This window comes from Kitasatospora aureofaciens (assembly GCF_019192735.1).
Lineage (GTDB): Bacteria > Actinomycetota > Actinomycetes > Streptomycetales > Streptomycetaceae > Kitasatospora > Kitasatospora aureofaciens_A.
The window spans coordinates 98,876-111,565 of the sequence record NZ_JAHTKP010000011.1 but is presented as its reverse complement, the minus strand read 5'-3'; the positions used below and the strand labels follow the sequence as shown (position 1 = coordinate 111,565).

The following is a 12,690-nucleotide window of genomic DNA, read 5'->3' as shown; positions in this document are numbered from 1 at the left end:
TCGCTCGTCACTTTCGGCACCGGCGCGCCCTTTGGCTCGCGAGGGAAGCCGCGCGCTGACCGTGTGCGCCTTTCCGGTGACGACACCGGTAAGATCTCTCGTGTTTCATTTCCCTTTGGCGACGTAAAGGAGCTGGCGATGTCCGGCCACTCTAAGTGGGCTACCACCAAGCACAAGAAGGCCGTGATCGACGCCAAGCGCGGCAAGCTCTTCGCCAAGATGATCAAGAACATCGAGGTGGCGGCGAAGACCGGCGGACCCGACCCGGCCGGCAACCCGACCCTCTACGACGCCATCCAGAAGGCGAAGAAGAGCTCGGTCCCGATCGACAACATCAACCGCGCCGTCAAGCGCGGTGGCGGTCTGGAGGCCGGCGGTGCCGACTACCAGACCATCATGTACGAGGGCTACGGCCCGAACGGTGTCGCGGTCCTCATCGAGTGCCTCACCGACAACCGCAACCGCGCCGCCTCGGACGTGCGCGTCGCGATGACCCGCAACGGCGGCTCGATGGCCGACCCGGGCTCGGTGTCCTACCTGTTCACCCGCAAGGGCGTCGTGATCGTCCCCAAGGCGGACGGCGTGGACGAGGACAAGCTGTTCGAGGTCGTCCTCGACCACGAGCCGGAGGAGATCAACGACCTCGGCGACTCGTTCGAGATCGTCTCCGAGGCCTCGAAGATGGTCGCCGTGCGCACCGCGCTGGTGGACGCCGGCGTCGACTACGACTCGGCCGAGGCCAACTTCCTCCCGAGCATGCAGGTCGAGCTGGACGTCGACGGCGCCCGCAAGATCCTCAAGCTGATCGACGCGCTGGAGGACAGCGACGACGTGCAGAACGTCTTCGCCAACTTCGACATCTCCGACGAGGTCGGTGCGCAGCTCGACGCCGAGTGATCCTCGCCCGATCGACGGCGAGTGATCGTTCTCACTGCCCGGCCCGGTGGTCCCAGGACCGCCGGGCCGGTGTCGTCGGTCGGGTTGTCCGACCGGGACGGTAGCCTTCGCAGGTCGAGGGCGAGAGGCGGGGCGTGACGTGCGGGTACTGGGCGTGGACCCGGGGCTGACCAGGTGCGGTGTCGGCGTGGTCGAGGGCGCGCCGGGCCGGCCGCTGCGGATGGCCGGGGTCGGCGTGGTGCGTACCCCCGCCGACGCCGAGATCGGGCAGCGGCTGCTGCAGATCGAGCAGGGCATCGAGGGCTGGCTCGACGAGCATCGGCCCGACCTGGTGGCCGTCGAGCGGGTGTTCGCCCAGCACAACGTCCGGACCGTGATGGGCACTGCCCAGGCCAGCGCCGTCGCGATGCTGTGCGCCACCCGGCGCGGCATCCCGGTCACCTTGCACACCCCGAGCGAGGTCAAGGCCGCCGTCACCGGCTCGGGCCGGGCCGACAAGGCGCAGGTCACCGCCATGGTGCAGCGTCTGCTGCGGCTGGACGCCCCGCCGAAGCCGGCCGACGCCGCCGACGCGCTGGCGCTGGCCATCTGCCACATCTGGCGCGGTGGCGCGGTCAACCGCATCGAGGCCGCGGTCCGGGCCGCCCGCTCCACCCCTCTGAAAGGAATCAGCCGGTGATCGCCTTCGTGCAAGGGCCCGTGGCGGGCATCTCCGCCGGGATCGCCGTCGTCGAGGTCGGCGGGGTCGGCATGGCCGTGCAGTGCACGCCGAACACGCTGGCCGGGCTGCGGCTGGGGGAGCCGGCCCGGCTCGCGACCTCGCTCGTGGTCCGCGAGGATTCGCTGACCCTGTTCGGTTTCGCGGACGACGACGAGCGGGCCGTGTTCGAGATCCTCCAGGCGGCGCCGGGCGTCGGGCCGAAGCTGGCGCAGGCGATCCTCGGGGTGCACAGCCCCGACGCGCTGCGGATGGCGGTGGCGGGCGGCGACGAGAAGGCTCTGGTGGCCGTGCCGGGCATCGGCAAGGCCAAGGCGGCCAAGCTGCTGCTGGAGTACAAGGACAAGCTGGGTGCCCCGCGCGGCAGCGTCCCCGCGCAGAAGCCGCTCGCCGCCGGGCCGGCGCCGTGGAGCGAGCAGCTGCACTCCGCGCTGGTCGGCCTCGGCTACGCGCCCCGGGAGGCGGACGAGGCGGTGGCCGCCGTCACGCCGGAGGCCGAGGCGCAGGCCGTCACCGATGTCGGCGCCCTGCTGAAGGCCGCGCTGCGGACCCTCAACCGGGCCCGCTGACTGGCCGGTTCACCGATCTCCGACCATCCGTCACATCATCGACCTGGAGCCTGAACCGATGACCCCGTACGACTCCGACCCGGCCGACCGGCTGGTCACGGCCGTCGCCGACGGCGAGGACCAGGCGGTCGAGGCGGCGCTGCGGCCCAAGCTGCTGGGTGAGTTCATCGGTCAGGAGCGGGTGCGCGAGCAGCTGTCCCTGGTGCTCCAGGCGGCCCGCAAGCGCGGCGCCGCGCCGGACCACGTGCTGCTCAGCGGGCCGCCCGGGCTGGGCAAGACCACCCTGTCGATGATCATCGCGGCCGAGCTCGGCGCGCCGATCCGGATCACGTCCGGCCCGGCCATCCAGCACGCGGGCGACCTCGCGGCGATCCTCTCCTCGCTCACCGAGGGCGAGGTGCTCTTCCTCGACGAGATCCACCGGATGTCCCGGCCGGCCGAGGAGATGCTGTACATGGCGATGGAGGATTTCCGGGTCGACGTGATCGTCGGCAAGGGCCCGGGCGCCACCGCCATCCCGCTGGAGCTGCCGCCCTTCACCCTGGTCGGCGCCACCACCCGGGCCGGCCTCCTGCCGCCGCCGCTGCGGGACCGTTTCGGCTTCACCGGGCACATGGAGTTCTACGCGCCGGCCGAGCTCCAGCGGGTGGTGCACCGCTCGGCCGCGCTGCTGGACGTCGAGATCGACCCGGCCGGCGCCGCCGAGATCGCCGGGCGCTCGCGCGGCACGCCGCGCATCGCCAACCGGCTGCTGCGCCGGGTCCGCGACTACGCGCAGGTCCGGCACGACGGCGTGGTCACTCCCGAGATCGCCGCCCAGGCGCTGGACGTCTACGAGGTGGACGCCCGCGGTCTGGACCGGCTGGACCGCGCGGTTCTGGACGCGCTGCTGCGGCTGTTCGGCGGCGGCCCCGTCGGTTTGTCGACACTGGCGGTCGCGGTGGGTGAGGAGGCGGAGACGGTCGAGGAGGTCGCCGAGCCGTTCCTGGTACGCGAGGGCCTGCTCGCCCGGACCCCGCGCGGCCGGATCGCCACCGCCGCCGCCTGGCAGCACCTCGGAATGACCCCGCCGGTCCAGACCACCCGGGGCGCCGTCCCGGCCCAGTCCGAACTCTTCCCGGCCGACGAGGGCTGAACGGGTGATGCTCGTCCCCCGGTTCCCACCGGGCCCGTGTGCCGCGCCGCGCGGAGAAGCCAGGGGAGAAGTCCGGGGAAACTGTGCAGGCGGAGGGTCGCCACTTTCGGCGGCAGGATGCAATGCTTGGCGTTGTCCGATCACTTCGGGGTCGCCTAGACTCCGCCGGACCGCCCCTCTCACCTGACGGGCCGACCAATACCACACAGGCCGCCGGTCGGCGGCCCGTAAAGGACCCTGGCTGCAGTGAACTTCATCATCCTTCTCCTCCCGATCATCGCGATCGTGCTCATGTTCCGGTCGCAGAAGAAGCGCCAGCAGCAGACGCAGCAGATGCAGAGCTCGCTGGAGCCCGGGGCGGGGGTGCGCACCATCGGCGGCCTGTATGCCCAGGTGAAGGCGGTCAACGAGGAGACCATCGAGCTGGAGATCGCGCCCGGCGTGGTCACCCACTTCACCAAGAGCGCGATCGCGGCCGTCCTGGACCCGCAGGAGTACGACGCGATCATCAACGGCCGCCCCGCCGATGACGAGCTGCCCGAGCCGGAGGCCGAGGACGCCGCGCCGGCCGAGGACAAGCCGCTGACGCTCACCAAGGACAGCGCCGAGAAGGGCGATGTCGAGGGCGGGGCTCCCGCGAGCAAGTAGTACGGTCGGGCACCCGCCCGGCCGCCGCGGCGCAGTGCCGCGAGCCCACAGGACCTCAGGGCCGCCAGACCGCCACGCCCCCGTTCCGCCACGAGCCGGACGGGGGTCCGGTCGGGGAGGTGGCATGGACAGGGAGAAACGAGCAAGGTGGCAACACCCAAGTCGCGCCCGCGCGACGGCTACCCAGGGCGGGCGCTGGCCCTCATCCTGGTCGTCACCGTCGGACTGGTCGCCCTCATGTTCGGGACGGGCAACACCAAGCCCCGGCTCGGAATCGACCTCGCAGGTGGCACCAGCATCACGCTGACCGCGAAGTCGACCGACCCCAAGGCGATCAACAAGTCCAACATGGACATCGCCACCGGGATCATCGAGCGCCGTGTCAACGGGATGGGTGTCTCCGAGGCGGAGGTCCAGACCCAGGGCTCGGACACGATCATCGTGAACATCCCCAAGGGCGGGGACCGGCAGAACACGGCGGACCAGGTCGGTACCACCGCGAAGCTGTACTTCCGCCCGGTCCTGGCCGTGGCGCCCAGCGGCCTCCAGGTCCCGGCGCCCACCGCCACGCCGTCGGCCGGCGCCTCCGGCACCCCGGGTGCGACCCCGTCGGCCGCCGCTGCGGGCACGCCGAGCGCGTCCGCGGCTGCCACCGGCACGCCCAGCGCGAGCGCCAGTGCCACCAAGCAGGGCCGCGCGGTCAGTGAGGCCCTCGCGGACGCCAGCCCGTCCACGGCCGCCACCGGCGCGAGCGCCACCCCGAGCGCCCCCGCCTCCGGCACGCCGTCCGCGGCCGCCTCGGGCACCCCGAGCGCCCCCGCCCAGGCCCCGAACCCGGCCGACCTCTCCGCCGCGATGACCCAGGGCACCGTGCCGCCGGAGCTGGCCGCGGCCTTCGCCTCCCTCGACTGCACCAAGCCCGAGGCGCGGCAGCAGGGGCAGCAGCCCGAGGACAAGCCGGTCGTCGCCTGCTCCCAGAAGCCCGAGCGCGGCGGCGCCTACTCCAAGCTCGCCCTCGGCCCGGTGGCCGTGAAGGGCTCGGACGTCTCCAAGGCCGGGCCCAGCCTCGACACCCAGCAGGGCTCCGGCTGGCAGGTCCAGCTCCAGTTCAACGACAAGGGCACCAGCGCCTTCGCCGACGTCACCGGCAAGCTCGCCACCCAGCCCGACCCCACCAACCAGTTCGCCATCGTGCTGGACGGCGAGGTCGTCTCGCACCCGTACGTGCGCAGCGCCATCCCCGGCGGCAGCGCCGTCATCTCCGGCAGCTTCACGCAGGCCGAGGCGAAGGACCTGGCCAACGTGCTGAGCTACGGCGCCCTGCCGCTGGAGTTCTCCCAGAGCGACATCACCACCGTCTCCCCGGCGCTCGGCAGCGACCAGCTCAAGGCCGGCCTGATCGCCGGTGCCATCGGCATGCTGCTGGTGGTCGCCTACTCGCTGGTCTACTACCGCGGCCTCGGCCTGATCTCGATCGCCGGTCTGCTCGTCTCGGCGGCCCTGACCTACTCGATCATGAGCCTGCTGGGCGGCGGGATCGGCTTCGCGCTGAACCTGCCGGCGGTCTGCGGTGCGATCGTCGCGATCGGTATCACCGCCGACTCCTTCATCGTGTACTTCGAGCGCATCCGCGACGAGGTCCGCGAGGGCGCCCCGCTGCGCCCGGCGGTCCAGCGGGCCTGGCCGCGCGCGCGGCGCACCATCCTGGTGTCGGACTTCGTGTCCTTCCTCTGTGCCGCCGTGCTCTACATCGTCTCGGTCGGCAAGGTCCAGGGCTTCGCGTTCACGCTGGGTCTGACCACCCTGCTCGACGTCGTGGTGATCTTCCTCTTCACCAAGCCGCTGATCACACTGATGGCCCGGCGCAAGTTCTTCTCCGACGGCCACCCGATGTCCGGTCTGGACCCCAAGCGGCTGGGCGCCCGCCCGCCGCTGCGCAGCACCCGTCGCCGTAGCCCCTCCTCTGCCGCCGTGAAGGAGGCCTGACACCGTGTCACGCTTCTCCAATCTGGGCCACCGGCTCTACCAGGGCGAGGTCAGCTTCGACTTCGTCGGGCGCCGTAAGCTCTGGTACTCGATCTCCGGCGTCATCGTCCTGGTCGCCGCGATCGGCCTGGCCATGGGCCTGCACCTGGGCATCGAGTTCAAGGGCGGCTCGGTCTACACCGTCAGCAAGCCGGGGCTGACCGTCTCGCAGGCGCAGGACACGGCCGACCAGGTCGTCTCCTCGCACCCGCTGGTGCAGTCGACGGACAACGGCAAGATCCGCATCCAGGTCAGCACCGACGAGCCGAAGAGCTCGGACGAGATCCGCTCGCAGCTCTCGCAGAAGCTCAGCGTGCCGCTGGACACCGTCGAGGCCCAGGTGATCGGCCCCAGCTGGGGCAAGCAGATCTCCCAGAAGGCGCTCACCGGTCTGATCGTCTTCATGATCCTGGTGACGGCCTACCTGGCGATCGCCTTCGAGTGGCGGATGGCGGTGGCCGCCCTGGTCGCCCTCATCCACGACCTCCTGATCACCATCGGCGTGTACGCCCTGGTGGGCTTCGAGGTCACCCCCGGTACGGTGATCGGCTTCCTCACGATCCTCGGGTACTCGCTCTACGACACGGTCGTCGTCTTCGACACCGTGAAGGAGAACACCAAGGGGATCGCCAAGCAGAACAGGCTCACCTACAGCGAGGCGGCCAACGCGGGCCTCAACCAGACCCTGGTGCGTTCGCTCAACACCACCGTGGTCGCCCTGCTCCCGGTCGCCGCGCTGCTGTTCATCGGTGGCGGCATCCTGGGCGCCGGCACGCTGAACGACATCTCGCTCGCGCTGTTCATCGGCCTCGCGGCCGGTGCCTACTCCTCGATCTGCGTCGCCACCCCGCTGCTGGCGCAGCTCAAGGAGGAGCAGCCGGAGATGAAGGCGCTGCGCAAGCGGATCCTCCAGCGCCGGGCTGCCGAGGCCAAGGCCGAGGCCGCGGACGCGGTGCCGGCGGACGAGGAGATCGCGGACGAGGACCTGCCGGCGGGTATGGTCGGTCAGCGCGGCCGGTCGGCCGGCACCACGCGTGCCAAGGGCCGTCCGTCCACCAAGCGCTGAGCCCCGACTGCTAAGGACACCATCACCGTGACCACCGCCGACACCACACTGGCCGAGCTGCTGAAGAGCCGGATCCGGGACGTCCCGGACTACCCGAAGCCGGGTGTGCTGTTCAAGGACATCGCGCCGCTGCTCGCCGACGCCGAGGCCTTCGGCGCCCTCACCAGGGCGCTGGCGGACCGGGCGACGGCGCTCGGGGCGACGAAGGTGGTCGGCCTGGAGGCGCGCGGCTTCGTGCTGGCGGCTCCGGCGGCCTTCGCGGCCGGGCTCGGCTTCGTGCCGATCCGCAAGCAGGGCAAGCTGCCCGGCGAGGTGTTCCGGCGCTCGTACGAGCTGGAGTACGGCTCGGCGACGCTGGAGGTGCAGTGCGACGCCTTTGCGCCCGGTGAGCGGGTGCTGGTGGTGGACGACGTGCTGGCCACCGGCGGGACCATAGGCGCCTCGCTGGACCTGGTGAAGCAGGCCGGCGCCGAGCTGGTGGGCGTCGTGGTGCTGATGGAGCTGGGCCTCCTGGACGGCCGTGAGCGGCTGGCCGGGCACCTGGACGGCGCTCCGCTGGAGACGCTGGTCACGGTCTGAGGGATGTGCGTGCGAGGGCGGCGGTCGGATCATCCGGCCGCCGCCCTTCGCCGTCCCGAGGCGTGTCAGCACCCGGGCGGCTGAACACCCGGGCGCCCGGCTCGGTACCATGAAGATTCATCCCCTCCCGGTTGTGCCAGGCTGCGCGGTCGGTGCGAGGGGCCGGCCCGGTGCCCCGAGGAGTGTCCTTGCCCGACGAGGTTGTGCCCACGGCCGCATCGGCCGCCCCCGAAGACCGCCCCACGCCCTCGGGGGCCACCCCGGCACGCCCGGCTCCGACCTCCTCGCGCTCGCTCGCCCCCTCCGGCCGCAGCTCCTCCACCGGCGGTATGCGCGCCCGCCTGGCCCGCCTCGGCGGCCAGCGCTCCAGCGTGCTCAACCCCGTCCTGGAGCCGCTGTTCCGCTCGATCCGGGCGAACGACCCGAAGGCCGATCCGGCCCTGCTGCGCGACATCGAGCGCGCCTACGCCGTCGCCGAGAAGTGGCACCGCGGGCAGAAGCGCAAGAGTGGCGACCCGTACATCACCCACCCGCTGGCCGTCGCCACCATCCTGGCCGAGCTGGGCATGGACGCCCCGACCCTGATGGCCGGGCTGCTGCACGACACCGTCGAGGACACCGACTACGGCCTGGAGACCCTGCGCAAGGACTTCGGCGACTCGGTGGCCCTGCTGGTGGACGGCGTCACCAAGCTGGACCGGGTCAAGTTCGGTGAGGCCGCGCAGGCCGAGACCGTCCGCAAGATGGTCGTCGCGATGGCCAAGGACCCGCGCGTCCTGGTGATCAAGCTCGCCGACCGCCTGCACAACATGCGCACGATGCGCTACCTCAAGCGGGAGAAGCAGGAGAAGAAGGCCCGCGAGACGCTGGAGATCTACGCCCCGCTGGCGCACCGGCTGGGCATGAACACCATCAAGTGGGAGCTGGAGGACCTCGCCTTCGCGATCCTCTACCCCAAGATGTACGACGAGATCGTCCGGCTGGTCGCCGAGCGCGCCCCCAAGCGGGACGAGTACCTGGCGACCGTCATCGACCAGGTCCAGGGGGACCTGCGCGGCGCCCGGATCACCGCCTCCGTCACCGGCCGGCCGAAGCACTACTACTCGGTCTACCAGAAGATGATCGTCCGGGGCCGGGACTTCGCCGAGATCTACGACCTGGTGGGCATCCGGGTCCTGGTCGACACCGTCCGCGACTGCTACGCGGCGCTGGGCACCATCCACGCGCGGTGGAACCCGGTGCCGGGGCGGTTCAAGGACTACATCGCGATGCCCAAGTTCAACATGTACCAGTCGCTGCACACCACGGTGATCGGTCCCGGCGGCAAGCCCGTCGAACTCCAGATCCGCACCTTCGACATGCACCGGCGCGCCGAGTACGGCATCGCCGCGCACTGGAAGTACAAGCAGCGCGCGGTGGCCGGCGCGTCCAAGGTCCGCACCGACACCCCGACCCAGGTCCGCAAGGACGACAAGGCCGGCGCCGTCAACGAGATGGCCTGGCTGCGGCAGCTGCTGGACTGGCAGAAGGAGACCGCCGACCCGGGCGAGTTCCTGGAGTCGCTCCGCTTCGACCTGGCCAGCAACGAGGTCTTCGTCTTCACGCCCAAGGGCGACGTGATAGCCCTGCCGGCCGGTGCGACCCCGGTCGACTTCGCCTTCGCGGTGCACACCGAGGTCGGCTACCGGACCATAGGGGCCCGGGTGAACGGGCGGCTGGTGCCGCTGGAGTCGACCCTGGAGAACGGCGACACCGTCGAGGTGTTCACCTCCAAGGCGGAGAACGCCGGCCCCTCCCGGGACTGGCTGGGCTTCGTCAAGTCGCCGCGCGCCCGCAACAAGATCCGCGCCTGGTTCTCCAAGGAGCGCCGCGAGGAGGCGATCGAGCACGGCAAGGAGGCGATCGTCCGGGCGATGCGCAAGCAGGGCCTGCCGATCCAGCGGATCCTGACCGGCGACTCGCTCGTCACCCTGGCCCACGAGATGCGCTACCCCGACATCTCCTCGCTCTACGCCGCGATCGGCGAGGGGCACGTCGCCGCGCAGAACATCGTGCAGAAGCTGGTCCAGGCGCTCGGCGGCGAGGAGGGGGCCACCGAGGACCTCGCCGAGACCGCGACCCCGACCCACGACACCCGCCGGGCGGCGCGCCGCCGGGCCAAGGGCGACCCGGGCGTGATCGTCAAGGGCGTCGAGGACGTCTGGGTCAAGCTGTCCCGCTGCTGCACCCCGGTACCGGGCGACCCGATCGTGGGCTTCGTGACCCGCGGCAACGGCGTCTCGGTGCACCGCGCCGACTGCGTCAACGTCGAGGCGCTGAGCCAGCAGCCGGAGCGGATGATCGACGTCGAGTGGGCCGCCACCCAGTCCTCGGTCTTCCTGGTGGCCATCCAGGTGGAGGCGCTGGACCGCTCCCGCCTGCTCTCGGACGTCACCCGGGTGCTCTCCGACCAGCACGTCAACATCCTGTCGGCGGCGGTGCAGACCTCGCGCGACCGGGTCGCGATGAGCCGCTTCACCTTCGAGATGGGCGACCCGAAGCACCTCGGCCACGTGCTCAAGGCCGTCCGCGGCGTCGAGGGCGTGTACGACGTCTACCGCGTCACCTCGGCGCGCAAGTGACGGTGGCATGAGGAAGGCCCCCGGGGACTCCCCGGGGGCCTTCGCCGTTCAGCGGCTCAGGATTTCAGCCGGTGAACTCCTCCTGGCTCTTGTGGGCCTGCTCCAGCAGCGTCTGCACGCCGGCCAGCTCGGACTCCAGCTTGGCGGCCTTGGACGTGTTGCCGGCGGCGCGGGCCTTGTCCAGGTCGGCCTGGATCTTGTCGGCCTTGGCCTGGAACAGGCCGACCATGCCGGCGGCGCGGGCCTTGGCCTCCGGGTTGGAGCGCTTCCACTCGGAGTCCTCGGCCTCGCGGATCGCCCGCTCGACCGCGTTCAGCCGGCCGTCCAGCTTCGGACGGACGTCGCGCGGCACGTGCCCGATCGCCTCCCAGCGCTCGTTGATCTCGCGCAGCGCGGCCTTGGCGGCCTTCAGGTCGGTGATCGGCAGGATCGCCTCGGCCTCGCCGGCCAGCACCTCCTTGAGCTTCTGGTTGGCGACCTGCTCGGCGTCCCGCTCGCTGAACACCGCGGAACGGGCCTGGAAGAAGACGTCCTGCGCGCCGCGGAACCGCGCCCACAGCTCGTCCTCGACGTCCCGCTGGGCCCGGCCGGCGGCCTTCCAGCGCGCCATCAGGTCGCGGTAGCGGGCCGCGGTGTCGCCCCACTCGGTGGACGAGGACAGCGCCTCGGCCTCGGCGGCCAGCGCCTCCTTGGCCTGCCGGGCCTGCTCGCGCTCGGCGTCCAGGGTGGCGAAGTGCGCCTTGCGGTGCTTGGAGAAGACCGAGCGGGCGTGCGAGAAGCGGTGCCACAGCTCGTCGTCGCTCTTGCGGTCCAGCCGGGGCAGGCCCTTCCAGGTGTCCACCAGGGCGCGCAGCCGGTCGCCGGCCTCCCGCCACTGGGTGGACTCGGCGAGCTGCTCGGCCTCGGTGACCAGGGCCTCCTTGGCGGTGCGGGTCTCGTCCTGGGCCTTCGCCCGGGCGGCCTTGCGCTCCTCGCGCCGGGACTCGATCTCACCGGCGAGCGTGTCCAGCCGCTTGGCCAGGGCGTCCAGGTCGCCGACCGCGTGCCCCTCGGCCACCTGCGCGCGCAGGTGCTCCAGCGCGGCCTGGGCGTCCTTGGCGGCCAGGTCGGTGGTGCGCACCCGCTTCTCCAGCAGGCCGATCTCCACCTCGATGCCCTGGTACTTGCGCTCGAAGTAGGCGAGGGCCTCCTCGGGCGAGCCGGCCTGCCAGGAACCCACGACGCGTTCGCCGTCGGCCGTCCTGACGTAGACCGTGCCCTGCTCGTCGACACGGCCCCACGGGTCGCTGCTCATAGCGCGTCCTCCACATGACGTCGCGCTCGCGCCGGGCGGCGCGCGCGTCCGTCGTCCACAGTTGATGTGCGGCGGACCGATGAGTCCGCCGTCCCCGTCCGCCGTGACTTGCTGCCGAGGGTGACGGCTAGGCGGGTCCGGGCACCCTACACAACGCCAACATAGGCGACCAGGCCCGGTGCTGTCCGCATCCGGGGCGGGCGATTTCGGGCCGGGGCCGCGCCGGAGCGCGCTCGGGCGCGCGGTTCGGGCGGCCCCGGGGTGGGTCAACCCTTGGCCGTGGTCACCGAGTTGAGGGTGACGTCGGCCATCGGGTGGCCGTCCGGGCGGCCCTCCAGGGTGCCCGCGGCGGCGATCTTCTGCAGCACGTCCAGGCCGCCGGTGATCTTGCCGAAGGGGGTGTACTTCGGGTCCAGCTGGGTGTCCTTGTAGACCAGGAAGAACTGGCTGCCGTTGGTCCCCGGGCCGGAGTTGGCCATCGCGACGGTGCCCGCCGGGTAGACCGCGCCGGTCAGGTTCTCGTCCGCGAACTTGTAGCCGGGGCCGCCGGTGCCGCCCGGGCTGGTCGCGCCGGCGGTCGGGTCGCCGCACTGGAGCACGAAGATGCCGTTGGTGGTGAGGCGGTGGCACTTGGTGTGGTCGAAGTACTGCTCGCCGGAGAGGAAGGCGAAGGAGTTCACCGTGTGCGGCGCCTTGGCCGCGTCCAGCGTGATCGTCACCTTGCCGCAGTTGGTGTCCAGCGTCGCGGTGTACGTGCCGGCGGCGTCGACCGTCATGGCCGGCTCGGCCTGCCACTGCTTGCCGTTGGGCTTGCCCGGCGCCGGGTCGGTGCAGCCCTCGACCGGCTTGCGGGTCGGCGTGGTGAGCGCGGTGGGCACGGCCTGGGTCGGCGCGGGCTGGGCCGCGGCCGTGTCGTTCTTGCTCTTGTTGTCCGAGCTGAAGACGCCCGTGCCGATCGCGGCACCGCCGCCGGCCAGCACGACCACGGCGAGCGAGGCGCCGAGGATCGTGTTGCGGCGCTTGCGGGCGGCCTGGGCCGCGACCCGGCGTTCCATCTGGCGCTCGTACTTGTCGCGGGCGAGCTGCCGCCGCCGCTGTTCGCTGCTGACCACCGGCCGTGTCTCCTGAATGATGTGCG

At 71.5% G+C, this 12,690-nt stretch carries 11 protein-coding genes; 9 read left to right on the top strand and 2 right to left on the bottom strand.

Annotation, left to right across the window (positions count from 1 at the left end; all coding sequences use genetic code 11):
* Positions 1–138 precede the first annotated feature (138 nt).
* The 9 genes from KV557_RS14295 (at position 139) to KV557_RS14255 (ending at position 10,258) form a co-directional block, all read left to right on the top strand.
* Positions 139–897, top strand: a complete 759-nt coding sequence (locus KV557_RS14295) for a YebC/PmpR family DNA-binding transcriptional regulator (protein WP_218200281.1) — start codon at positions 139–141, stop codon at positions 895–897.
* Positions 898–1,036: 139 nt separating this feature from the next.
* Positions 1,037–1,576: a crossover junction endodeoxyribonuclease RuvC gene (gene ruvC, locus KV557_RS14290; RefSeq protein ID WP_218200280.1), complete on the top strand. Its 540-nt coding sequence runs from the start codon at positions 1,037–1,039 to the stop codon at positions 1,574–1,576.
* Entirely contained in the window at positions 1,573–2,184 is a 612-nt protein-coding gene (gene ruvA / locus KV557_RS14285) for a Holliday junction branch migration protein RuvA (protein ID WP_218200279.1), read from the top strand. Before ruvC ends, ruvA begins: the two co-directional genes overlap by 4 nt.
* 58 nt (positions 2,185–2,242) lie before the next feature.
* Positions 2,243–3,319, top strand: coding sequence for a Holliday junction branch migration DNA helicase RuvB (gene ruvB, locus KV557_RS14280; RefSeq protein WP_218200278.1), 1,077 nt, complete (start codon positions 2,243–2,245; stop codon positions 3,317–3,319).
* 246 nt (positions 3,320–3,565) lie between these two features.
* Positions 3,566–3,967 (top strand): preprotein translocase subunit YajC, encoded by a 402-nt coding sequence (gene yajC, locus KV557_RS14275; protein WP_218200277.1) that lies wholly within the window; start codon positions 3,566–3,568, stop codon positions 3,965–3,967.
* 147 nt (positions 3,968–4,114) lie between these two features.
* Complete coding sequence (gene secD, locus KV557_RS14270) at positions 4,115–5,953, top strand: protein translocase subunit SecD (protein WP_374106626.1); 1,839 nt, start codon at positions 4,115–4,117, stop codon at positions 5,951–5,953.
* Positions 5,954–5,957: 4 nt separating this feature from the next.
* The gene (gene secF, locus KV557_RS14265; RefSeq protein WP_218200276.1) at positions 5,958–7,058 is read left to right on the top strand and encodes a protein translocase subunit SecF; all 1,101 of its coding nucleotides are present in this window, start codon (positions 5,958–5,960) and stop codon (positions 7,056–7,058) included.
* A 27-nt stretch (positions 7,059–7,085) separates the two neighbouring features.
* Positions 7,086–7,637, top strand: a complete 552-nt coding sequence (locus KV557_RS14260) for an adenine phosphoribosyltransferase (RefSeq protein ID WP_218200275.1) — start codon at positions 7,086–7,088, stop codon at positions 7,635–7,637.
* A gap of 188 nt (positions 7,638–7,825) precedes the next feature.
* The gene (locus KV557_RS14255; RefSeq protein ID WP_218200274.1) at positions 7,826–10,258 is read left to right on the top strand and encodes a RelA/SpoT family protein; all 2,433 of its coding nucleotides are present in this window, start codon (positions 7,826–7,828) and stop codon (positions 10,256–10,258) included.
* Positions 10,259–10,322: 64 nt separating this feature from the next.
* Here the strand turns inward: KV557_RS14255 and KV557_RS14250 are convergent, their stop codons facing one another.
* Positions 10,323–11,552 (bottom strand): DUF349 domain-containing protein, encoded by a 1,230-nt coding sequence (locus KV557_RS14250; RefSeq protein ID WP_218200273.1) that lies wholly within the window; start codon positions 11,550–11,552, stop codon positions 10,323–10,325.
* Positions 11,553–11,818: 266 nt separating this feature from the next.
* Positions 11,819–12,664, bottom strand: a complete 846-nt coding sequence (locus KV557_RS14245) for a peptidylprolyl isomerase (protein ID WP_218200272.1) — start codon at positions 12,662–12,664, stop codon at positions 11,819–11,821.
* Positions 12,665–12,690 lie beyond the last annotated feature (26 nt).

Excerpts from the sequence above, each read along its gene's own strand:
- KV557_RS14295 (WP_218200281.1), top strand. The coding sequence starts at position 139 with ATGTCCGGCCACTCTAAGTGGGCTACCACCAAGCACAAGAAGGCCGTG.
- ruvB (WP_218200278.1), top strand. The coding sequence starts at position 2,243 with ATGACCCCGTACGACTCCGACCCGGCCGACCGGCTGGTCACGGCCGTC.
- KV557_RS14250 (WP_218200273.1), bottom strand. The coding sequence starts at position 11,552 with ATGAGCAGCGACCCGTGGGGCCGTGTCGACGAGCAGGGCACGGTCTAC.